General features: G+C 63.2%; 23 protein-coding genes. 6 read left to right on the top strand and 17 right to left on the bottom strand.

The genetic code is table 11. The features are described from left to right. Positions 1 to 33 precede the first annotated feature (33 nt). Positions 34 to 2,007, bottom strand: coding sequence for a transketolase (gene tkt, locus KG722_RS03875; RefSeq protein WP_213269653.1), 1,974 nt, complete (start codon positions 2,005 to 2,007; stop codon positions 34 to 36). Between the two features lie 105 nt (positions 2,008 to 2,112). On the opposite strand from tkt, the gene KG722_RS03870 reads away from it, so the two are divergent. The 5 genes from KG722_RS03870 to KG722_RS03850 are packed head-to-tail and all read left to right on the top strand — an operon-like array spanning position 2,113 to position 4,226. Further along, the gene (locus tag KG722_RS03870) at positions 2,113 to 2,406 is read left to right on the top strand and encodes a DUF4164 family protein (protein WP_213269651.1); all 294 of its coding nucleotides are present in this window, start codon (positions 2,113 to 2,115) and stop codon (positions 2,404 to 2,406) included. Then, complete coding sequence (locus KG722_RS03865) at positions 2,393 to 2,704, top strand: cell division protein ZapA (protein ID WP_213269649.1); 312 nt, start codon at positions 2,393 to 2,395, stop codon at positions 2,702 to 2,704. The genes KG722_RS03870 and KG722_RS03865 overlap by 14 nt, the downstream gene beginning before the upstream one ends. Then, positions 2,701 to 3,378, top strand: a complete 678-nt coding sequence (locus KG722_RS03860) for an EI24 domain-containing protein (protein WP_213269647.1) — start codon at positions 2,701 to 2,703, stop codon at positions 3,376 to 3,378. The genes KG722_RS03865 and KG722_RS03860 overlap by 4 nt, the downstream gene beginning before the upstream one ends. Positions 3,379 to 3,420: 42 nt before the next feature. Further along, a complete protein-coding gene (locus KG722_RS03855; RefSeq protein WP_213269644.1) occupies positions 3,421 to 3,633 on the top strand; it encodes a twin transmembrane helix small protein in 213 nt (70 codons plus the stop codon). Positions 3,634 to 3,653: 20 nt separating this feature from the next. Beyond that, a complete protein-coding gene (locus KG722_RS03850) occupies positions 3,654 to 4,226 on the top strand; it encodes a cob(I)yrinic acid a,c-diamide adenosyltransferase (RefSeq protein WP_213269642.1) in 573 nt (190 codons plus the stop codon). 2 nt (positions 4,227 to 4,228) lie between these two features. Here KG722_RS03850 and KG722_RS03845 read toward each other — a convergent pair whose 3' ends face one another. The 6 genes from KG722_RS03845 to argH form a co-directional block, all read right to left on the bottom strand. Further along, positions 4,229 to 5,191 (bottom strand): MBL fold metallo-hydrolase, encoded by a 963-nt coding sequence (locus tag KG722_RS03845; protein WP_213269634.1) that lies wholly within the window; start codon positions 5,189 to 5,191, stop codon positions 4,229 to 4,231. Positions 5,192 to 5,256: 65 nt separating this feature from the next. Beyond that, on the bottom strand, positions 5,257 to 7,923 hold the full coding sequence (locus KG722_RS03840; RefSeq protein WP_213269632.1) for a DUF4175 family protein: 2,667 nt from the start codon (positions 7,921 to 7,923) through the stop codon (positions 5,257 to 5,259). Beyond that, positions 7,902 to 9,176 carry a diaminopimelate decarboxylase gene (gene lysA, locus KG722_RS03835; RefSeq protein ID WP_213269631.1) on the bottom strand — a complete coding sequence of 425 codons (1,275 nt, stop codon included), beginning with the start codon at positions 9,174 to 9,176 and terminating at the stop codon, positions 7,902 to 7,904. Before lysA ends, KG722_RS03840 begins: the two co-directional genes overlap by 22 nt. Positions 9,177 to 9,188: 12 nt before the next feature. Next, a complete protein-coding gene (locus tag KG722_RS03830; RefSeq protein ID WP_213269629.1) occupies positions 9,189 to 9,419 on the bottom strand; it encodes a hypothetical protein in 231 nt (76 codons plus the stop codon). After that, positions 9,419 to 9,661 carry a lipoprotein gene (locus tag KG722_RS03825; RefSeq protein ID WP_213269627.1) on the bottom strand — a complete coding sequence of 81 codons (243 nt, stop codon included), beginning with the start codon at positions 9,659 to 9,661 and terminating at the stop codon, positions 9,419 to 9,421. The genes KG722_RS03830 and KG722_RS03825 overlap by 1 nt, the downstream gene beginning before the upstream one ends. Continuing rightward, positions 9,658 to 11,064, bottom strand: a complete 1,407-nt coding sequence (gene argH / locus KG722_RS03820) for an argininosuccinate lyase (RefSeq protein WP_213269625.1) — start codon at positions 11,062 to 11,064, stop codon at positions 9,658 to 9,660. Before argH ends, KG722_RS03825 begins: the two co-directional genes overlap by 4 nt. A gap of 46 nt (positions 11,065 to 11,110) precedes the next feature. On the opposite strand from argH, the gene KG722_RS03815 reads away from it, so the two are divergent. After that, positions 11,111 to 11,701, top strand: a complete 591-nt coding sequence (locus KG722_RS03815) for a TlpA disulfide reductase family protein (RefSeq protein ID WP_213269623.1) — start codon at positions 11,111 to 11,113, stop codon at positions 11,699 to 11,701. Here KG722_RS03815 and KG722_RS03810 read toward each other — a convergent pair. From KG722_RS03810 to trpB, 10 genes are all read right to left on the bottom strand, one after another. Continuing rightward, positions 11,698 to 12,438: a hypothetical protein gene (locus KG722_RS03810; protein WP_213269621.1), complete on the bottom strand. Its 741-nt coding sequence runs from the start codon at positions 12,436 to 12,438 to the stop codon at positions 11,698 to 11,700. The genes KG722_RS03815 and KG722_RS03810 overlap by 4 nt on opposite strands. A 75-nt stretch (positions 12,439 to 12,513) precedes the next feature. Continuing rightward, a complete protein-coding gene (locus KG722_RS03805) occupies positions 12,514 to 13,008 on the bottom strand; it encodes a thermonuclease family protein (protein WP_213269620.1) in 495 nt (164 codons plus the stop codon). Between the two features lie 115 nt (positions 13,009 to 13,123). Next, positions 13,124 to 14,002 (bottom strand): 3-hydroxybutyryl-CoA dehydrogenase, encoded by an 879-nt coding sequence (locus KG722_RS03800; RefSeq protein ID WP_213269618.1) that lies wholly within the window; start codon positions 14,000 to 14,002, stop codon positions 13,124 to 13,126. Positions 14,003 to 14,150: 148 nt separating this feature from the next. Beyond that, entirely contained in the window at positions 14,151 to 15,080 is a 930-nt protein-coding gene (locus tag KG722_RS03795) for an electron transfer flavoprotein subunit alpha/FixB family protein (protein WP_213269616.1), read from the bottom strand. Next, complete coding sequence (locus KG722_RS03790) at positions 15,080 to 15,826, bottom strand: electron transfer flavoprotein subunit beta/FixA family protein (protein WP_213269615.1); 747 nt, start codon at positions 15,824 to 15,826, stop codon at positions 15,080 to 15,082. Before KG722_RS03790 ends, KG722_RS03795 begins: the two co-directional genes overlap by 1 nt. A 128-nt stretch (positions 15,827 to 15,954) precedes the next feature. Continuing rightward, on the bottom strand, positions 15,955 to 17,208 hold the full coding sequence (locus KG722_RS03785; protein ID WP_213269613.1) for a folylpolyglutamate synthase/dihydrofolate synthase family protein: 1,254 nt from the start codon (positions 17,206 to 17,208) through the stop codon (positions 15,955 to 15,957). After that, positions 17,205 to 18,185, bottom strand: coding sequence for an acetyl-CoA carboxylase carboxyltransferase subunit beta (locus KG722_RS03780; RefSeq protein ID WP_213269611.1), 981 nt, complete (start codon positions 18,183 to 18,185; stop codon positions 17,205 to 17,207). The genes KG722_RS03785 and KG722_RS03780 overlap by 4 nt, the downstream gene beginning before the upstream one ends. A 30-nt stretch (positions 18,186 to 18,215) precedes the next feature. After that, positions 18,216 to 19,043: a tryptophan synthase subunit alpha gene (gene trpA / locus KG722_RS03775; protein WP_213269604.1), complete on the bottom strand. Its 828-nt coding sequence runs from the start codon at positions 19,041 to 19,043 to the stop codon at positions 18,216 to 18,218. A 2-nt stretch (positions 19,044 to 19,045) separates the two neighbouring features. Continuing rightward, on the bottom strand, positions 19,046 to 19,366 hold the full coding sequence (gene cutA / locus KG722_RS03770) for a divalent-cation tolerance protein CutA (protein WP_213269602.1): 321 nt from the start codon (positions 19,364 to 19,366) through the stop codon (positions 19,046 to 19,048). Further along, a complete protein-coding gene (trpB, locus tag KG722_RS03765) occupies positions 19,363 to 20,574 on the bottom strand; it encodes a tryptophan synthase subunit beta (RefSeq protein ID WP_213269599.1) in 1,212 nt (403 codons plus the stop codon). Before trpB ends, cutA begins: the two co-directional genes overlap by 4 nt. Between the last annotated feature and the right edge of the window lie 32 nt (positions 20,575 to 20,606).

Genomic DNA, 20,606 nt, shown 5'->3' with positions numbered 1-20,606 from the left:
CGCCTCACTTGTCGGAAGATGCGGGCCTGACGGTCAGATCCGCTCCTTGATCGCCGCAGCAGCGGCTTCGGCCGTGATGCCGAAATGCTTGTAGAGCTGCTGGTAGGGCGCGCTGGCGCCGAAGCTGTCCATGCCGACAAAGCCGCCCTCTGGGCCGATCCAGCGGTCCCATCCGAAGCGGACGCCCGCTTCGATGGCGACCCGTGGCAGGCCCTTGCCGAGCGTCTCTTCACGGTAGCCTGCGTCCTGCTGGCCAAAAAGTTCCATCGACGGCATGGAGACGACGCGCACGGCAATCCCCTCTGCTGCCAGCATGTCCTGGGCCTTCAGCGCAATCTCGACTTCCGAGCCGGTTGCGATCAGCGTGCCGCGTTCCTTCCCCTTAACGGCAGGCGATAGGACATAGGCGCCCTTGGCCGAAAGGTTCTCGTCCGTATGCGTCTTGCGGGCGGGGGCAACATTCTGGCGGGTGAGCGCCATCGTTGCCGGGCCGTCCGTCCGGTGCAGGGCCAGCTCCCAGCATTCAGCCGTCTCGACACCGTCAGCCGGGCGGAACACCACCATGTTCGGCATCGCGCGCAGTGAGGCGACATGCTCCACCGGCTGGTGCGTCGGGCCGTCTTCGCCAAGGCCGATCGAGTCGTGCGTCATCACATGGACAACCTGCGCGCCCATAAGGGCGCCAAGGCGTATCGCCGCGCGGCTGTAATCTGCAAACACTAGGAACGTTCCCGAATAGGGAATGATCCCGCCATGCAACGCCATGCCGTTCATGGCCGCCGCCATGGCATGCTCGCGTACGCCATAATGGATGTAGCGCCCGCCCCAGCTCTTGGGCTTCATCGGGCACGTATGGCTGGTCTTCGTATTGTTCGAGCCCGACAGGTCGGCTGAACCGCCGACCATCTCGGGCACAAGGCCGGTGATGACTTCCAGCGCTTCCCCGCTCCACACGCGCGTCGCCTTGGATGCCCCGCCTTCGGCGACGGCCTTCTTGTGCTTGTTGATGGCCTTGCCGAGATTCTTCGGCAGGCGGCCTGCGATGGCCGCATTGAACTCGCCCTTGTGCGGGCTCGCCGACAGTCGCTTCTTCCAGGCAGCATGCTCTGCGGCGGAGCGCTCGCCGACCTTGGCCCAGGCCTTCTCGATGGCTTCGGGAACCTCGAACGGCGCGTGGGGCCAGTCCAGCGACTTGCGGATGCCGGCAATTTCCTCGGCGCCATAGGGACCGCCGTGGGCCTTGCCCGTGCCAGCCAGTTTCGGCGCACCGAAACCGATGATCGTCTTAATGGCAAGCAAGACCGGCTTCTTCTGCTTGGTCGCCCATTTCAGGGCTGCCTCGACATCCTTCTCGTCATGCCCGTCAACATGGCGGCTGACCCAGCCCGACGCTTCAAAACGGGCGCACTGGTCAGTGGAATCGGAAAGATCGGTCGAGCCATCAATCGTAACGGCATTGTCGTCGAACAGGACGATCAGCTTGTTCAGCTTCATATGGCCGGCCAGCGTGATCGCTTCCTGGCTGACGCCTTCCATCAGGCAGCCATCCCCGGCAACAACCCAGGTGCGGTGATCGACAAGGTCGTTTCCGAAGCGGGCATTGAGGTGGCGCTCGGCCATCGCCATGCCAACGGCCGTGGCGATGCCCTGCCCCAGCGGGCCGGTGGTCGTCTCAACGCCAGCAGTCACGAAGTTCTCGGGGTGACCCGGCGTGTTCGCACCGATCTGGCGGAAATTGCGAATGTCATCCCTACTTACCGAGGCATATCCTGTCAGGTGCAGAAGCGAATAGATCAGCATCGATCCATGGCCCGCCGAAAGCACAAACCGGTCACGGTCGGCCCAGCTCGGATCCTTCGGATCAAACTTCAGGAACTTTCGAAAGAGGACCGTAGCGGCGTCTGCCATACCGAGCGGCAGGCCGACATGGCCCGACTTTGCGGCTTCAACTGCGTCCATGGAAAGGGCGCGCACGGCATTGGCCATGTCGCGGTTCGTGACAGCCATTCTGCTGGTCTCCCGGAATTTTTTGCCCGAGGGTGCTACGCCAGACTTGACTGGCCCCGTCAAGGCGCTTGGCGGCGCAAACCAATACAGATACTTCATATTTTGATGAAAGAGATGGACTCGGCCGCCGGGCGCCTCGACGCAGCCCTGAAACGCCTTGAAGTGGCGCTCGATGCCCATTTGAACCGCGCGGGGGATCCTGCAGCCCTGAGAGCTGAGATCGCCGCGCTCGTTTCTGACCGCTCAAGGATCGCCGGAGAACTCGATGAGGCCCTGGCGCGCGAGCTGGAGTTGCAGCAACTGGCAGATGCCGCCAGCGATGCCCTGGGCGCTGCAATCCAGGAAGTCCGCGCCGCCCTTGGACCTGAGGACAAGGAGCCTGGAAATGGCCAAGGCTGACATCCGCATCCGGGGCCGAAGCTACTCCATCGCGTGCACGCCCGGTCAGGAAATGCGGGTACAGCGCCTCGCCGAGCAGCTCGACGCGCGCCTCGCCAGCATTTCTTCGGCGGTGGGCGATATCGGCGATGATCGCCTGCTCCTGATCGCGGCGCTCGCCCTGATGGATGAACTCGACGCCGCCCGCCAGGCCGCTCCGGATACCGCCGCTGATGAACGCGCCGCCGCTCTGGTGACCGCGATGGCGACCAAGGTGGAGGCCCTTGCCGCAAGGCTGGAAGCCGGCGGGGGCACATGAGGCGGGCAATCACCGCCACGATCGGCGGCATCCGGGATGTCGCATTCGGCCGCCTTGCCTGGTTTGCCCTGCTCAACCTGATCCTCGCCCTGGCGCTGACCGGCGGCGCTGCCTTTGCAGTCATCCGCTACGGCGTGCCGCTGATCCCGGATGGCGCAGGCTGGCTGGGCCTCGTTTCAACTGCCGGGGAAGTTGCCGCAAGCCTTGTGCTGATCGTTCTGGCCATCGCCCTCTCGCCTGCAGCTTCCATGGTTGTGGGCGGCTTCCTGTTCGACCTTGCCGCCGAGCGTGTCGAGAAGGCGGTTGGCGCGCCGCCGGCGCGCGCTGTTCCGTTGGGCGAAGGGGTGGCCAACGGCCTGAAGATCGCCCTGCCCGCCCTGATGCTCAATCTTCTGGTCATACCGCTCTACTTCGTTCCGGTCCTGAACCTCATCGTCTTCATCGGCCTCAATGGCGCCCTTATGGGGCGGGAATATGCGACACTCGCCGCGGCCCGGCAGATGGGCTTTCAAGAGGCCGTCAGGCTGCGCAACCAGCACGCCGCGTCTGTGTTTCTCGTCGGGCTCGCCTGCTCGGTCATCCCCTTCTTTGCGCCGCTTGTCGGGGCCAGCGCAATGGTCCGGCTGGTGCAGACTTTGCCGCGACCCGATGCAGCAGGGCGCAGGCCCGGTTAGCGCACTAGTATTGGCTCTTTCTAGGATGAAAGGCGAAACGCCATGCAACAATTTCTGACGATCGGCTTCTATGTCGCGCTGGCGGCCGTGGCCGTAGTCCTGATCATCGGCATCGCTAACCTTGCGCGCCGGGACGGGGATCAAGTCAGCCGCTCCAACAAGCTAATGCGCATGCGGGTTATCTTTCAAGCAATCGCGATTGCCTTCCTGGTTCTCATCGGTATCGCTTCCGGGGCCATCAACTTCGGCGGCTGAAACACAAGGGAGACCCGCTGATGGTCCGTCTCGACAAGATCTACACGCGCACCGGCGACAAGGGACAAACAAGCCTCTCGACCGGCGAAAAGGTACCCAAATGGCATCCGCGTGTTGCCGCCTACGGGACCGTGGATGAGCTCAACGCGGCCCTTGGGGTTGCCGCGCTCGAAGCGGGCGGCGACATGCTGATCCAGATCCGCCGTATCCAGAACGACCTGTTCGATCTTGGCGCAGACCTCGCAACCCCCGACCGGGGCCGCGTTCTGGAATGGACGCCACTGCGCATCATCGCCACTCAGGTCACCCGCCTCGAAGAAGAGATCGACGCGATGAACGAGTCCATCGCACCGCTCGACAGCTTCATTCTGCCTGGTGGCTCACGTCTCGCCGCCCAGCTGCATGTGGCCCGGACCCTTTGCCGCCGGGCCGAACGCGCCATGGTAGAGCTGGCCTCGATGGAGAACGAGCCGGTCACCGCCGAAGCGCTCGCCTTCGTCAACCGCCTTTCGGACTGGCTCTTCGTGGCCGGGCGCGCCGCCAACAATGACGGCGCCGATGACGTGAAATGGTTACCCGGCGCAAACCGCTGAGGCTAGCGCCGCTGCGCGTCCCGCAGCTCGGCCATCAGCGCGAACAGATCGATTACCGACGTTACCTTTCCGTCGCCTCGATATTCCCGGTAAAGACTGTCCACATTGACAGCGATCCGCTCTGCGTCGCTCCAGCCTGAATACTCACCGAGCGCAATATCGAGCGCCGCCTCGCGCACGCCGAGCCCGGCAGCAAAGCGCGCCCGCGCCTCCCGGTCCACAAAGGCTAGATAGTCAGCCACCCGGCGCACGCCAGCCTTGTCCGTGACCGGACCATGTCCAGGCACGATAACATCCACATCCATGGCAATGATCGTCTCGCAGGCCCTGATCCAGTTGGCCACCGGCCCCGCCCACATCAGGGGCGTTCCATCAATGAAGAGGATATCCCCGGTGAACACGGCCCTGTCTCCGGGCACATGCACCAGCACATCCCCGCCGGTATGCGCCGGACCAACCTCGATCAGCGTCACGGCCTTGTCGCCGACTTTCAGATCGAGCGTACCGGAAAAGGTCCGGGTCGGCGCCCGCTCGTCGACATTCTCGAAGTCAAACGGCGCAAAGATGTCCGCGAAGTAACTGCCGGCCGGGCCAAGCTGCGCGCCTAGTTTCTTCAACTGGGCCAGCATCGCAGGCGGCACCTCGGCCATCTCCTTTGCGCTGGCTTCAGAGGCAATGATCTCAGCCTGCGGACAGCATCCGTTGCCATGGCAATGGTCACCATTGGCATGGGTGTTGACGATGGCGCCGATCTTGTCAGCCCCGATCCCTGTGGCGTCTGCCATCGCTTCAAGCATCTCCCGGGTCAGTGCCATGTCGAACAAAGTATCGACCAGCAGTGACGCCTCCCCGTCACAGATCAATCCGGCATTTGACCAGCCCCATCCTCCATCGGGCTGCAGCCAGGCATAAAGCCCGTTACCGATATCCTTGAGGCCCTTGGTATATTCCCAGCGCGCCGCCATGCTCTCCTCCCGGTCATTCTTTTGCCTGAAGAGACCACGGGGCCCTCCGCCCCGCAAGCGACAGATCAGAACCGCTCAAGCAACCGCCGGAGATATTCGCGCTCTTCTTCATCCTCGGCCTGCTCATACCTGCGGCGCAGCTCATCCAGAATGTCCTTCGCCCTCTGGCGCTCGGACTCTGAGGGAATTTCAACGCCCTGCCCGTCATTGCCCGCCCCGGTGAGCGGGCGTCCCAGTGGATCATCGGAACTTTGTCCCTGCTCGCCGCGCCGGGCCGCCTGCATCTGGTCGATCTGATCGGCCATCTCGCGTGACAGCTCAGATAGCAACTGCGTTGCCCGCTCCTGATCCATCACGGCGCGGCCTTCATTGCCGCTTTGCAGCGCACGCTCGGCGCGGCGCTGGGCGTCGAGGATCGCGCGCAAGGTTTCCTCATCCAGCCGGGCGCCGGGCAGGCCCGCGCCCTCCTCACCCTCCTCACCGCTGCGTCCGCCGCGACGCGCTAGTTCTTCCACCAGCTCGCCCAATTCTGCCTGGCGCTCAGCCAAAGTGCCGCCACGTCCGATCCCGGGCTCGCCCTCGCCTTCCTGCGCGCCTTGTCCCTGCTCTCCTGGCTCCCGGCCGTCCCGGTTACCGCCTTCACCCTGCTCTGAGCCGACACCGGGTTGATCGCCCATCTGTCCGGGCTGTTCCCCGCGCTGCTGGGCAAGCGTGTCATCATTCAGCTGGCGCTGCTCCCGCAGGATCTCGTTCAGCCGCCGCATGGCGTCGGTCATTGCCTGCTCTTCCGGCGGCAGATCACTTTCCTCGCCTTCGGCCTGCTGGCCCGGCATGCCCTCACCCTGCCCCGCGCCACGCTGGAACTCGAGATTTTCGAGAAGGTTCGTGATGTCCGACAAAAGTTGCCGGGCCTGGTCTGCTGCGCCCGTCTCGGTCAGATCCTGCAAGGCGTTGAGCATGTCTTCAAAGTCCTGGCCGCCGAGAGAGTCGCCGCCTGCCTGTGCCTGCCCGTCTTCCTGCTGCTGGGGCGCATCAAGGCCGCCCGCCATCGCTTCAGCCATCTTGGCGGCAAGATATTCGTTCGCCGCGTCCCGGAAGGCTTCCATCAGCCTGCGGATTTCTTCCTCTGAGGCCCCGTCGCGCAAAGCCCGCTCAAGCGCAGCGCGTGCTGCCTCCAGCCGCGCCCGCGCATCTGCGACACTTCCGTATTCCAGTTTCAGGGCAATGGCCCAGAGCAGAGGCTCGACCGCGTCAGCCTCAGCCTTCGTGCCGGCTGCCTCCAGCGTCCCTAGCGCCATTCGCAGGCCCATAAAGGCGCCGAGATCATCGAAAAACATCTCGCCCCGATACGTGACCGAATCGAGCATCAACGCCGCCAGGCGCACACCTTCAGGGGCCGCATCAAGCCGCCCGGTGGCGGCGGTGTTGATAGCGCCGTCCGACAGCGCCTGATTGTTCTTCTGCAGCTCCGCATAGGGGCGCGGCTCACGCAGCACCGTCACGCGCGCTTCCTGCACGGCCTGCGCCAGGGGTTCGAGGAACAGCTTCTCCGGCAAAATGAAAGGGACTGTTTCGCTGAAACCCTCCTGCCCGGCGCCGTCGCGCGCGACCAGTTGCAGATCAACGGGAAGGCCAGCCCAGCGATGCCGCGTCAGGTCGAGTTGGGCTGTGGCGGCCAACTCCTTTGCGCCGGCCGCTCCCGGCATCGGAACCGGCACACGGTCTTCTGCGTCCGGAGCCGCCGGATGGGGCTCGCGCAGACGGATGGCAAGCTCAACCGCCGATACGCCGTAATCATCGCCCGCTTTCCATTTGAACTGGATCTGGTCCCGCTCGCCGGGTTCGGGAAGCGCGTCGAAGGCAATCAGCGGCGCCTCATCGGGCAGAATGAGGAAACTCCACCGGGCCCGCTCGCCCCACCAGTTCACGGTCAGGCGGGTGTCGCTTTCGATCCGCGCGAGCGCTTCGAACGCCCCGTCCGGGGTACGTGTAAAGCGCGATGCATGGCGCTTGTCCCCGTGCAGGATCAGCTTTGGCGCAGAGGGTGCCTGCGTCCGCAAGGTCACTTCCGACCCGACGGGAACGCGCACATCCTTCATCCCGGCCTGAAGGAAAATCGGCGCGCGTCCGGTGTATTCCGGCGGGGTCACCCAGGCCTCGACGATCATCTTGTCGGCCCCGGCCAGGGCGCCAAGATCAGGACTGAATGCTCGCGCGATGCGGCCCGGCGCAGCAGAACCGGCAATCAGCGCCAGGGCGATGACGGCCACCGGAACAATGAACCGCAGGCGGGCCGGGTCAAGCGCAGCCCATTCAGCGTCAAGGGGCGGCAGGCGAAGGTTGCCGATCTCGGCGATCAGTCTTTCGCGGTGGGCCCGCCAGAGATGAGCCGGCGCAAAAGAGGGGTCTGCCGGCCTGTCGAAAAGGGAGGCAACCGGGCGCAGGTCCGATTGGCCATCAAGGGCGCAAACAACGTCTGCCTCGTGCGGCTTTCGATAACGGCGCCAGGATACCCAGACAAGGCCAAGCCCGGCAAGAATGAGAATTGGCAGAATGGCAGCGCCCACAAAGCTGCTCAGCCGGTCGAAACCGCCGGCCAGCGCTATGCCGAGGAACGCGCCGGAATAAACAAAAGGCGGCCACCAGGCGCGGCCCAGCGCCAGAAGCGTCAGCCGGCGGCGCGTTGCCGCCAGCTTTCTCCCCAGCGTGTTCAGGCCTTCGCCGTGATCCAATCGGGCACCTCTTCCAGCATCGTCATTTCGTCAAAGTCCGGCCGGCGGCGCACAATACTGTAGCGATCACCGCTGACGAGGACTTCGGGAACCAGTGGGCGGGCATTGTAGGCAGAAGACAGCACTGCGCCATAGGCGCCTGCAGACATGAAGGCCAGCCGGTCACCCGCCTCGATCTTCGGCAGGACGCGTGCGGTGGCAAACTTGTCGGTGGACTCGCAGATCGGGCCCACCACGTCATAAATCTTCTCCACAGCGCTCTCAGCAGGCTCCTCGAGCGGCCGGATATCATGATGCGCGCCATAGAGCGCCGGGCGGATCAGATCATTCATGCCCGCATCAATGATCAGGAAGGTCCGGTCCGGAGCCTCTTTCTCATACAGCGCTGTCGTCAGCAGGACGCCCGCATTGCCCGCAATCACGCGGCCCGGCTCGAGGATCACCTCAAAGCCGTGACCCGCTGTTACCTCCGCAATCATCGCCGCGTAAGCAGATGGCGGGGCCGGGGCGTCTGTCTCGCGATAGGGAATGCCAAGACCGCCGCCAACATCAATACGCCGGATATCGTGCCCCTGACCGCGTAGCCGCAGGGCGAGGGCAACCACTTTCTCGAAGGCTGCCCGCATCGGGCCGAGTTCGCCGATCTGGCTGCCTATATGCACGTCCACGCCGACAACCCGGATACCTGGCAATCGGCCCGCTTCTGCATACAGCGCTTCGGCATCGCCCCATGGCACACCAAACTTGTCGCCAGACTTGCCGGTGGAGATGTTGGGATGCCCCCCGGCCGCCACATCGGGGTTTACCCGGAGCGCAATAGGCGCGCTCAGACCCAGTCCGCTAGCTACTCTGGAAAGGAGGCGCAGCTCACCGGCGCTCTCCACATTGAACTGATGGATTCCTGCCTCAAGGGCGAGCTTCATTTCCGCAGCGGTCTTGCCGACGCCAGAGAAGACAATGCGGGAAGCAGGAATGCCCGCCTTCATCGCGCGCTGCATTTCGCCGGCACTGACAACATCGGCGCCGCAGCCCTGCCCCGCCAGCGTCGCCAGTACAGCCAGATTGCCGTTCGCCTTCACCGAATAGGCGATCAGCACCTTCTGGCTGCTGAACGCCTCGGCAATGACGCGGGCATGGCGCTCCAGGGTCGCCGTCGAATAGACGTAGACCGGCGTTCCGACCTCGTCCGCCACGCGGCCAAGGTCAACGCCCTCGCACTGGAGGCGTCCTCCGGCATAATTGAAATGATGCATGCAGGCTCCAGATCAGGAGAGGTCGCCAAGGCCGCCTTCGTCGACATCCCCGGCAGGCTTGTTCTCGGGAACTTCCCCGCCCCATTCGTTGACGCGCGGCTCATCGGAATCTGGCAGAATGGGAAGCTCCACCTCGGGCACTTCTTCAGCCGCAGGTCCAGGCGCGGGCGCGGCCGGCGCTGTCTGGCAGGCAGCGATCAGCGACGCAGAGAGTGCCGCTGCAATTGTGGCAGGCAGCTTCATCAGAACGCTCCCGGGCCGCCGAGAAGTTCGTCTTCTTCCTCGGGCGGCTTTTCCTGGTTCTGCGGGCGATCAGGCAGCGCCGGCAGGTCGCGCGCTTCGCCGTCCGGCAGGCTCGCCGGATCGACACTGCCCGAAGGGTTACCAATCAAGGGTCCAGGCCGCTGCAACGGGCCGGTAAGACCGCAGGCAGAAACGCTGGTGGCGAGAAGGATGGCTGCCGCAAGGGCAAATTTACGTGTCATGGGAGCTGCTCCAGTCGAAGTCTCTGTTTCCATTGTGCCACCTGTTCTGCAACGCGAACAGGGCTTGTCGCGCCATAAGAAGTACGCGACGCAGCTGACGCTTCAACGCTCAGCACGCCAAAGATTTCCTGCGTGATCGCGCCGTGCACCGCCTGCATCTCCTTCAAGGGCAGACCAGCAAGATCAACTCCCTTGGCTTCCGCCCGCGCCACGATCCGGCCAGTGACGTGATGCGCGTCGCGGAACGGCATTCCCAGCTCCCGCACCAGCCAGTCGGCCAGATCCGTTGCCGTGGAGAAGCCCTTGGCTGCTGCCGCCCGCATCACATCGGGGTTGAAGCTGATGGTCTCGATCATGCCGGTCATCGCCCGGACGCAAAGATTGAACGTGTCGAAGGCGTCAAAAGTGAGGCGTTTGTCGTCCTGCAGATCCTTCGCATAAGCCAGCGGCAGCGCCTTGATCGCGCCCTGCAGCGCCAAAAAATGTCCTGTGATCAGCGAGGCCTTTGCCCGGATCAGCTCGGCCGCATCCGGATTGCGCTTCTGCGGCATGATCGAGGACCCCGTCGACCACTGGTCACTCAGCCGCGCAAAGCCAAATTGCGAGCTGGTCCAAAGCACGATCTCCTCGGCCAGGCGTGAGAGGTGCGTAGCCGCAATCGAAAGATTGCTGAGTGCCTCCAGCGCAAAGTCGCGCGCCGAGACAGCGTCCAGCGAGTTCGCCATCGGGCGGGCAAAGCCCAGCGCCTCGGCCGTCATGTCCCGGTCGATCGGAAAGCCGGTCCCGGCCAGAGCCGCCGCGCCAAGCGGGCATTCGTTCAACCGCACGGCGCAGTCAAGCAGGCGCGAGCGGTCCCGCTCCAGCATCTCGACATAGGCCAGCAAATGGTGGCCAAGCGTTACCGGCTGCGCTGTCTGCAGATGGGTAAAGCCCGGCATCACCGTGGACGTATTCTCGGCCGCCCGGCGCACCAGCATGCCTTGCAGGCCCACGACCAGCTGGCCGGTCTCATCCAGCGCCCGCCGCGTCCAGAGGCGGAAATCGGTGATCACCTGGTCATTGCGCGAGCGCGCCGTGTGCAGACGCCCGGCTGGCTCGCCGATCAGCTCCTTGAGGCGCGCTTCGACATTCATGTGAATGTCTTCCAGCTCGCGGCGGTACGGGAATGTGCCCGCCCTCATTTCCTCGATCACCGTGTCCAGCCCGGCTTGGATCGCTTCATTGTCGGCAACGCCCAAAATGCCCATTTCAGCCAGCATGTCGGCATGCGCACGGCTGCCGGCGACATCTTCTTCGGCCATCCGCCGGTCGATATCCAGCGAGGCATTGATCTCTTCCATGATGGCAGAAGGTGTCGCGGCAAAACGCCCGCCCCACATCATCTGGCCTTTGTCATCTGCCATTGCCATATCCTTCGACTTGTAACTGACGTGAGTGAAGGGCCTGTCCATGACCCGCTACGCCTATCTCGGCCTCTTCTTGATCGGCCTTGGCGCGATTGTCTATGTGCTGATGAGCGCTGCGACAGGAAGGCCCGCCGGAAACCCGCTCGCCGCCTACGCGACCGGCCAGATGGAAAAGCTGGATTTCGGCAGCGCCGGCCAGCCCATCCCCACAGGCACTTTCATTGACACCGATAATACGGCCCAGAGCCTGGAGCTGTTCAAGGGAAAGACCATCCTCGTCAATTACTGGGCCACCTGGTGCCCGCCCTGCGAAAAGGAAATGCCTTCGCTCGGCGCGCTGCAGACCGCGCGCGGCGACTCTGGCTTCGAAGTCGTCGCGCTCAGCGTCGATGCACCCGAAGACGTGGACTATGCCAAACGCCGCCTGACAGAACTGGGCGCGGCCCATATCCCTTTCCGTCACGCGCCGATGGACTCAGGAGACATCATCTACGGCGCCGGCGTGCGCGGCTTTCCCACCACCATCCTCTACGGCCCGGACGGCCTTGAGATCGCCCGCCTTGCCGGCGAGGCAGACTGGGCGTCGAATGAAGCGGTCCAGTTCATCGATGCAGCCATCAAGGCGGCCCGCTAAGGCAGCCTAGTCAGCGCCAGCTTCACCCGCGCGAACTGCTCCGACATCCGCATCTCCGGCGGCGGTATGCGGCCTGGAAGCGGGCCGGAGGAGGGCCACATCAGCACGAGGATATCGAGTTCCAGGCGCAGATCTCCATAGACTGCCGGATCAAGCGGCGAAATCAGATCGCGCGCGGCCACTGCAAAGCCGAACGCTGCCTGATATGCCTTGTCATCTTCAACCTCGCCATACCTGACGCCAAGGTCATAGGCTTGCGCTGATTGCCGCATGAGGAAGGTAACAGTGTCTTCCGGCGCCGTTCCTGACGCAGCGAGCGCAGCGGAGAGGTTTGCCTCGGCCTCAGTAAAGAGCCGAGCAACTTCATCCTCGGCGCGCCCAAGTTCCAGTCCAGCCGACAGCATGTCGATCCGCTCCGGTTCAAATCCCAGCGCCCGCAACGCGCCGCCATCAGCGGCGATGAACCGGTTGGGGAGGCCCTCGAGCTGCGCGGTCGCGGCTTCGCGCTCCCCTGCCCGGAACAGCATATCTGCCGCGATCACACGGCCCATCAGAAAGGCCGCCCGTTCGGACAGCGCCCAGCTTCGAAACTGCTCTGACTCTATCGTGTCGATGGCGACCGGCTTGCCCGCCTGCGGATCAAGCTCTCCAAGCTTCGGTCCTGCGGGCTGGCCGTCGCAGGCTACCACCAACACAAGAGAAGCGGCCGCAGACAGAGCCAACACTGCTTGCTTCATCCCAGGCCTCCGATTCCAGGTAGAGACCAGAACGCTAGCCACCGGTCGGCGGTTTACAAGTACCTTGATAAAACTTCACGGAGCCGCAGCGCTGGACTCGCCATCCGCGAAACTTCCACACCAGTCCGGCTTGGGGGCGCCGCCATCATAGTCCCAGGCCTGATGGGTTCCGCGCCCAATGAGAAGGCTCGCCATGTCCTCTCCGTCCAGCGAGAGGGCAACGACATTGCGGCCGTACCGGTCCCGGCCCATGACGCGGGTAACGATCACTTCCCGTCCACGCGTCAACTCTACGGCCACTGCTTTGGCATCAAAGCCGAGTGCGCGCTCTGCTTCACATTTGGCGCCGCCGCGTTGCTTCATGGAGCCTGTCTCTGGTGCATCGATCCCATACAGCCGGAACTTCGTGCCGTCCGACAGCTGGCCGGAATCCCCGTCCGACCAGTAGACCGTTCCGCCAAGCTCGGTTGCCGCCTGCGCATTCTCCGAGGCAAACCTGGCGCCGAACAGGGCGATCAGGACGAATACCACGAACCCCATCACGGGCACGATGCGTGCGCGGACAATCATAGCTCAGCCTCCGGAATATTCACGCAGAGCCTGCCAAAAGGATATTAACCGGGCGTTTAGAACCGTTTCCGGAATGAAAGAATCTCTAATTTTTCCGGCAAACCCGGTAACCGGCTTACCGGCTGGGGACGGGCACGTCGCCGGAATAGTCGTAGAAGCCCTTGCCAGACTTCTTGCCCAGCCAGCCCGCCTCCACAAACTTTACCAGCAGCGGACACGGGCGATACTTCGTATCAGCGAGCCCGTCATGCAACACCTGCATGATCGACAGACACGTATCGAGGCCGATGAAGTCAGCCAACTGCAGGGGCCCCATCGGATGGTTGGCGCCAAGCTTCATGGCGGTATCAATCGAGTGAACCGATCCAACGCCTTCATAGAGCGTATAGACCGCCTCATTGATCATCGGCATCAGGATACGGTTCACGATAAAGGCCGGATAATCCTCGGCATTTGTCGTCGTCTTGCCAATGGCCTGGGTGTACTTGATCACCGTCTCATAGGTCTGCTGATCGGTGTTCAGGCCCCGGATGACTTCCACCAGCTTCATTAGCGGAACCGGGTTCATGAAGTGCAGGCCGATGAACCGCTCAGGGCGATCGGTAACCGATGCAAGCCGGGTGATGGAGATCGAGGAGGTATTGGTAGCCAGCAGGGCATGCGGTTGCACGACTTCGCAAACACTGCGGAAAATCTGCTCTTTGACTTCGCGCTTTTCGGTCGCCGCCTCGATGATCAGGTCGGACGCTTCATGCGCCTTGACTGAAGTTGAGAGCTTGATGCGCTTGAGGGCGACCTGCATTTCTTCAAGCTGGATCATTTCGCGCGCCACCTGGCGGCTCATGTTCCGCTCGATGGCTTCCATCCCGGCCTTCAAGGCGACCTCGGAAACATCGCTCAGCACCACATCATACCCGGCCAGGGCGGAAACATGCGCAATGCCGTTACCCATCTGCCCGGCGCCAATCACGCCCACCGTCTTGATCGCTGTCATACCTGCTGCATCCTGAACTTATTTTTGTGATGGTTATACGCCATTGTGCACTGCGTCAAAGTCCGGCTCGCAGGGGGCCGCAGCCCATCAAACGAAAAAGCCCGGCACCGCAAGGCACCGGACTTTGATCGCGCGAACGGGCCCTGGATCAGACCGACTTGGTCAGTTCCGGAACGATGTTGAAGAGGTCGCCCACGAGGCCGTAGTCAGCAACCTGGAAGATCGGCGCTTCTTCGTCCTTGTTGATCGCAACGATGATCTTGGAATCCTTCATCCCGGCAAGGTGCTGGATCGCGCCCGATATCCCGATGGCGATGTAGAGTTCCGGCGCAACGATCTTCCCGGTTTGGCCGACCTGATAATCGTTGGGCGCGTAACCTGCGTCCACCGCGGCGCGCGAAGCGCCGACGGCGGCGCCGAGCTTGTCGGCGAGCGGGAAGATGACTTCCTGGAACTTTTCAGAAGATCCTAGCGCGCGGCCACCCGAGACGACGCGCTTGGCGCCGGCGAGTTCAGGGCGGTCCGACTTCACCATCTCTTCAGAGACAAACTCCGATTTGAACGGACCGGCAGGCGCCGCCACGTCTTCCACCGAAGCCGAGCCACCCATTTCAGCGGCGCCGAAAGCGGTGCCGCGAACGGTGATGACTTTCTTGGCGTCAGACGATTTGACGGTCTGGATCGCGTTGCCAGCATAGATCGGACGCACAAAGGTCGAGGCGTCTTCGATGCCGATGATTTCGGAAAGCTGCATCACGTCGAGCTTGGCTGCGATGCGCGGGGCGATGTTCTTGCCTGTGGTGGTCGCGGCCAGGAACACGGCGTCATAGCCCGCCATCATCGGTACAACGAGGGCTTCCATCGCTTCGGCGGTCTGCTTGCGCAGGCTTTCGCCTTCAGCTTTCAGCACCTTGCGGACGCCGGTGATTTTAGCGGCTTCAGGCGCAACCGTACCGGCATTCTCACCGGCAACGAGGACATCGACATCGCCGCCGAACTTGAGCGCGGCGGTCACAACCTTGTGGGTCGCGTCCGACAGGGCGCCGTGATGATGTTCTGCAATTACAAGGACGGCCATTAAACAGCTCCCGCAGTCTTGAGTTTCGAAACCAGCGCCGCGACGTCTTCAACCTTGATGCCGCCGCTGCGCGCCGGCGGCTCGGTCACTTTGACCACCGTAAGGCGCGGCGAGATGTCGACGCCGTAAGCATCGGGCGCTTTCTCGTCGATCGGCTTCTTCTTCGCCTTCATGATGTTGGGCAGCGAAGCGTAGCGCGGCTCGTTGAGGCGAAGGTCAACAGTGACAACCGCAGGCAGGGTGAGCTTCACGGTCTGTAACCCGCCATCGACTTCGCGGGTCACTTTCAGCGCGTCGCCGTCTTTCTCGACCTTGTATGCAAAGGTGCCCTGCGGCCAGTCCAGAAGTGCGGCCAGCATCTGACCGGTCTGGTTGGAATCGTCGTCGATCGCCTGTTTGCCGACCAGAACGAGGTCGGGCTTTTCTTCTTCGGCGACCCTGGCGAGCAGCTTGGCCACGGCCAGCGGTTCAACGGTGGCGTCGGTCTTGATCAGGATGCCGCGGTCCGCGCCCATGGCGAGGGCGGTGCGTATCGTTTCCTGTGCCTGCTGGGGGCCGATGGAGACAACCACGATCTCGGTGGCAACGCCCGCTTCTTTCAGGCGGACGGCCTCCTCGACGGAGATTTCGTCGAAGGGGTTCATGGACATCTTCACGTTGGCGAGATCGACGCCGGTCTGGTCCGGCTTGACGCGGACCTTCACGTTATAATCGATGACGCGCTTGACGGGCACGAGGACCTTCATGCGGGCGCTCCCAGTTTGGCTATGGTTCTTGGCACTTTAGAGTGCGCTGTCCCTACATATAGGCCGCCTCGGGCGCAAGGCTTGACGCTTACGTCAGGGTCAAATTGGCGCGGCCCGGGGCCGCTCCCCTACTCCGGCGTTTCCCGGTTCATCGCCAGCACCTCGCCCGCCAGGTATAGCGAGCCGCAGATAAGCACCTGGTCCGCACCACTCTCACCGGCGGTGCGCATGGCGTCCTCAAAGCTCGCACACGCCGCAACCTTCAGCCCGGCGCGCGCGGCAGCCTGCGCCAGCTCGGCGGGCGGCGTTGCCTGATGCCCGGGCGCATTGGGACATGTGAACACCTCCACACCCAGCGGTGCAAAGGGCACGAAAAACCCGGCCGAATCCTTGCTCGCCAGCATCGCCGAGACTAGCGCCGTCTTCCCGCCGAGCCCTTCCAGATGCAGCGCAATCGCTCGGCCAGCATGCGGATTGTGCCCGCCGTCCAGCCACACCGGCAGCCCGCCCGCCAGCTGCGTCACGGGCCCGTCCTTCAGCAGCTGCATCCTCGCCGGCCAGACCGCCTCGCGAGCGCCCCTGAATATCGCAGTCTGATCGATCCGCACCGAATTGCCGAACAGTTGCATCGCCATCGCCGCAAGCGCGGCGTTCGCCCGCTGATGACGCCCGCTGAGCGACACGTCCTCTGGTATGGCTTCGACGAAATAGGGCTGCAGCCGGTAAAGTGGCGCGCCAACCTCTGCGGCCCGCGCCGCAATCACATCATCGGCAATGTCCTGCTGAATCGCCGTCAGCGCCGGGCACCCGGCCTTAATGATGCCTGCCTTCTCCACAGCGATCCCGGCAAGGTCTGTTCCCAGGAACTGCGCATGGTCATAGTCCACCGGCGTAATCACTGAGAGCGCCGGCGCAGCAATGACATTCGTCGCGTCAAACCTGCCGCCGAGCCCGACTTCAAGGATCAGCACATCGGCCGGGACTTCCGAAAAGGCGAGCAGCGCCGCCGCCGTTGTGGCTTCGAAATGCGTAATCTGCCCACCCTCAATGGCGGCGTATGTGCGATCCAGCCAGCCGATCAGCGCCTCGTCACCGACCAGCTTTCCCGCCAGCCGGATGCGCTCATTGAACCGCACCAGATGCGGGCTGGTGAATACGTGAGCCTTCAGCCCCGCTGCCTCGGCCATCGCCCGCATGAAGGCGCAAGTGGACCCCTTCCCGTTCGTGCCCGCCACATGGATTACGGGCGGCAGGCGGTCCTGCGGACGCCCCAGCCGTTCAAGCGCACGTTCAATACGCCCGAGCGAAAGCTCGATGGTTTCAGGATAGAGGCCTTCAAACCGCTTCAGCGCGGCATCAACGGCCGGTGAATTACCGCTCAATCAGGCTTGACCTTCGGCTCGGGAGGCTTCGGGGCATGCGTCTTCGGCGGGGTCAGCTGCAGGGACGAGCGGTCATCCCGCCGCCGAGCCATTGGCAACAGATGCCCCAGGACGCGCGCCACGGTTGCTTTCAGCTTCCGCCGGTCGACCACGATGTCCACCTGACCTTTTTCGCGCAGGAATTCCGACCGCTGGAAACCTTTGGGCAGGCTCTCGCGGATCGTCTGCTCGATCACACGCGGCCCGGAAAACGCAATCATCGCGCCTGGCTCTGCGATATGTACGTCGCCCAGCATCGCATAGGAGGCCGACACCCCGCCCGACGTCGGGTCGGTCAGGATCACCACATATGGCAGCTTCGCGTCAGCCAGGTCATTGATCGCCAGTGTTGTGCGCGGCATCTGCATCAGGCTCAGCGTACCTTCCTGCATCCGCGCCCCGCCTGAGGCCGTACAGACCACAAAAGCGGATTTGCGCGCCAGGGCGAGCTGCGCGGCGGTAATGAACGCCTCGCCGGCCGCCATACCAAGCGATCCGCCCATGAAGTCAAAGTCCTGCACAAGGACGACCGCAGGCACCCCGCCAATCTTGCCATAAGCGGCGACCATGCAGTCTTCCTGCAGCAGCGGCGCCCCGCCTTCTTCGGTTTCCTTGAGATCGCGATTGAGGACCTTGGCCTTGGCCGCCTTCAGGCGCGCCGGATAAGGCTTGTCGTCCTTGAATTTCAGCGGATCCAACGGCACCGGCGGCAGCGAAATCGGCTCCCAGCGCTCGTCATCAAAGAGGATGCGGAAGCGCATGCGCGGCGAAATGCGAAGATGTGCGCCAGCCGGCGTCACATACCAGCTCTGCTCAAGATCGCTGCGATAGATCAGCTCGCCCGAAGCGGGACATTTAACCCACAGATCGTCCGGCGTGTCCTTCTTGGACATCATGGTCTTTAGGCCGGGCGGCGTTACCTTGTTGATCCAGTTCATCTGAAGAAGTCTCCCGATTTCCCGGCGGTATCAGGCTTTGGGCACGCCAGCGAGCGCGCGGCGCAGTTCTCCGGCAAGCTCGCCCATCGCGGGTGCTGCCGTCTCAAACTTTCCAGTTTCGTGCGCATCCTGCGCCTTTTCCACAAAAGCCGAACCAACCACCACCCCATCGGCAATCTTAGCCATTTCTGCAGCTTGTGCACCCGTTTTTACACCAAAACCGACACAAACCGGCAAACCGGACACCGACCGCACCATCGCCACTTTCCCAGCAATCGCTGCAGGATCGGCGCTTCCGGCCCCCGTCACGCCCGTTACGGCCACGAAATAAATGAAGCCCGAGGCCCCATCGGCCACCTTGGCGGCGCGCGTCTCATCAGTGGTCGGTGTCGCAAGGCGGATCACCGAAAGACCAAGCTTTCCATAGATGGCGCGCAGGCCGGCATCCTCTTCAGGCGGCAGGTCAACAATGATGGTGCCATCGATCCCCGCATCGGCGGCGGCTCGCGCAAATTCCTCATACCCCATCGAATGGATCGGATTGGCATAGCCCATCAGGATCAGCGGCGTCGTCTGGTCATCCTTCCGGAAACGCGCGGCCAGCACCAGCACATCGGGAAGCTTCGTGCCATTTGCAAGCGCCCGCAGTCCGGCCCGCTGGATCGCCGGGCCATCCGCCATGGGATCGGTAAACGGAGCGCCCAGTTCAATGATGTCGGCACCATTGTCGCGCAGAGCGCACATCGCCGCATAGCTTTCTTCAAGGCCTGGGTCGCCCGCCATCAGATAGGTGACAAGCGCAGCGCGGTTTTCGCCCTTCGCCCGTGCGAAGGCGGCTTCAATTCTTTCCCGGCCCATGATCAGCTTTCCGTATTCTCGATCGCCCACGCCTCGTAGGCGGAGCTTACATGGGTGAGCGGCATCGCGACGATCGCCGGCACATCATAGGGATGAACGCGCTGGACCAGGGCATCGATCTTGGCCCAGTTTGCCTCGGGCGCCTTGAGCCAGAGAATGAACTCAAAGGACTGTTCGATCACGCCCTTCCAGCGATAGGTGGAGGAAACCGGCCCTTCCAGATTGGCGCAGGCCGCCAAGCGATGTTCAAGTGCCACTTCGGCAATATCCTCCGCCACGCGGCGGGAAGGACAGGTAATCCGGATAAGGATGAGCTTGCTCATACGTCCACTCCCAACGCCTTGGCGACGGAGAACACATCCTTGTCGCCGCGTCCGCACATGTTGAGGATCAGGAGACCGTCCTTGCCAAGCTCCTTGGCCACCTCACCCACCCGCGCAACCGCATGCGACGGCTCCAGTGCCGGGATGATGCCCTCAAGCCGCGCACAGAGCTGGAACGCGTCCAGCGCCTCCTTGTCCGTACACGACAGGTATTCCGCGCGCCCCGCATCGCGCAGGAAGGCATGCTCCGGCCCGATGCCGGGATAGTCCAGGCCAGCAGAGATGGAGTGTGCGTCGATGATCTGACCGTCATCGGTCTGCAAAAGGTAAGTTCGGTTGCCATGCAGGATACCGGGCTTGCCGCCATTGAGGGCTGCCGCATGCTCGCCTGTCTCGATGCCATGGCCGGCCGCTTCCACACCGATCAGGCGCACGCCTTCATCCTCGATGAAAGGATGGAATAGGCCAATCGCGTTGGAGCCCCCGCCAATGCACGCCATCACGGCGTCAGGCAGGCGCCCCTCCCGCTCCAGGATCTGCGCGCGCGCTTCCTTGCCGATGATCGACTGGAAATCGCGTACCATTTCCGGATACGGGTGCGGGCCCGCCGCCGTGCCGATGCAATAGAAGGTGTCGTCCACATTCGTTACCCAGTCGCGCAGGGCTTCGTTCATCGCATCCTTGAGGGTGCCCGTGCCCGATGACACAGGAATGATCTTCGCTCCCAGAAGCCGCATGCGGAAGACGTTCGGTTTCTGGCGCTCAACATCCGTCTCACCCATGAACACCACGCAATCGAGGCCGAAGCGCGCGCAGATCGTCGCCGTCGCTACGCCATGCTGTCCCGCGCCTGTCTCCGCGATGATCCGCTTCTTGCCCATCCGCCGGGCCAAGAGCACCTGCCCCAGGCAATTGTTGATCTTGTGCGCGCCGGTGTGGTTGAGCTCATCACGCTTGAAATAAATCTTCGCCCCACCGAAATGCTCGGTCAGGCGCTCAGCGAAATACAGGGGCGACGGGCGGCCCACATAATGGGCCCACAGGTCGTCCATTTCCGCCTTGAAGGCGGGGTCCTGCTTGGCCGCACGGTATTCGCGCTCCAGATCGAGGATCAGCGGCATCAGCGTCTCGGCCACGTACCGTCCGCCAAACTCGCCGAACCGGCCATTCGCGTCCGGCCATTGATCCCAGGTATTGCGCAGGTCCATCACTTTTCCTCTGATCCCCGCTGCGCGATGGA

Source organism: Hyphomonas sp. (assembly GCF_018402285.1).
GTDB lineage: Bacteria > Pseudomonadota > Alphaproteobacteria > Caulobacterales > Hyphomonadaceae > Hyphomonas.
The sequence above is the reverse complement of the archived record's forward strand: the minus strand, read 5'-3'. Positions and strand labels throughout refer to the sequence as shown.

What these genes read in the sequence shown, in the direction of transcription:
- tkt (WP_213269653.1), bottom strand. Translation starts at nt 2,007, where the DNA reads ATGGCTGTCACGAACCGCGACATGGCCAATGCCGTGCGCGCCCTTTCC.
- KG722_RS03870 (WP_213269651.1), top strand. Translation starts at nt 2,113, where the DNA reads ATGAAAGAGATGGACTCGGCCGCCGGGCGCCTCGACGCAGCCCTGAAA.
- KG722_RS03865 (WP_213269649.1), top strand. Translation starts at nt 2,393, where the DNA reads ATGGCCAAGGCTGACATCCGCATCCGGGGCCGAAGCTACTCCATCGCG.
- KG722_RS03860 (WP_213269647.1), top strand. Translation starts at nt 2,701, where the DNA reads ATGAGGCGGGCAATCACCGCCACGATCGGCGGCATCCGGGATGTCGCA.
- KG722_RS03855 (WP_213269644.1), top strand. Translation starts at nt 3,421, where the DNA reads ATGCAACAATTTCTGACGATCGGCTTCTATGTCGCGCTGGCGGCCGTG.
- KG722_RS03850 (WP_213269642.1), top strand. Translation starts at nt 3,654, where the DNA reads ATGGTCCGTCTCGACAAGATCTACACGCGCACCGGCGACAAGGGACAA.
- KG722_RS03845 (WP_213269634.1), bottom strand. Translation starts at nt 5,191, where the DNA reads ATGGCGGCGCGCTGGGAATATACCAAGGGCCTCAAGGATATCGGTAAC.
- lysA (WP_213269631.1), bottom strand. Translation starts at nt 9,176, where the DNA reads ATGCATCATTTCAATTATGCCGGAGGACGCCTCCAGTGCGAGGGCGTT.
- KG722_RS03830 (WP_213269629.1), bottom strand. Translation starts at nt 9,419, where the DNA reads ATGAAGCTGCCTGCCACAATTGCAGCGGCACTCTCTGCGTCGCTGATC.
- KG722_RS03825 (WP_213269627.1), bottom strand. Translation starts at nt 9,661, where the DNA reads ATGACACGTAAATTTGCCCTTGCGGCAGCCATCCTTCTCGCCACCAGC.
- argH (WP_213269625.1), bottom strand. Translation starts at nt 11,064, where the DNA reads ATGGCAGATGACAAAGGCCAGATGATGTGGGGCGGGCGTTTTGCCGCG.
- KG722_RS03815 (WP_213269623.1), top strand. Translation starts at nt 11,111, where the DNA reads ATGACCCGCTACGCCTATCTCGGCCTCTTCTTGATCGGCCTTGGCGCG.
- KG722_RS03810 (WP_213269621.1), bottom strand. Translation starts at nt 12,438, where the DNA reads ATGAAGCAAGCAGTGTTGGCTCTGTCTGCGGCCGCTTCTCTTGTGTTG.
- KG722_RS03805 (WP_213269620.1), bottom strand. Translation starts at nt 13,008, where the DNA reads ATGATTGTCCGCGCACGCATCGTGCCCGTGATGGGGTTCGTGGTATTC.
- KG722_RS03800 (WP_213269618.1), bottom strand. Translation starts at nt 14,002, where the DNA reads ATGACAGCGATCAAGACGGTGGGCGTGATTGGCGCCGGGCAGATGGGT.
- KG722_RS03795 (WP_213269616.1), bottom strand. Translation starts at nt 15,080, where the DNA reads ATGGCCGTCCTTGTAATTGCAGAACATCATCACGGCGCCCTGTCGGAC.
- KG722_RS03790 (WP_213269615.1), bottom strand. Translation starts at nt 15,826, where the DNA reads ATGAAGGTCCTCGTGCCCGTCAAGCGCGTCATCGATTATAACGTGAAG.
- KG722_RS03780 (WP_213269611.1), bottom strand. Translation starts at nt 18,185, where the DNA reads ATGAACTGGATCAACAAGGTAACGCCGCCCGGCCTAAAGACCATGATG.
- trpA (WP_213269604.1), bottom strand. Translation starts at nt 19,043, where the DNA reads ATGGGCCGGGAAAGAATTGAAGCCGCCTTCGCACGGGCGAAGGGCGAA.
- cutA (WP_213269602.1), bottom strand. Translation starts at nt 19,366, where the DNA reads ATGAGCAAGCTCATCCTTATCCGGATTACCTGTCCTTCCCGCCGCGTG.
- trpB (WP_213269599.1), bottom strand. Translation starts at nt 20,574, where the DNA reads ATGGACCTGCGCAATACCTGGGATCAATGGCCGGACGCGAATGGCCGG.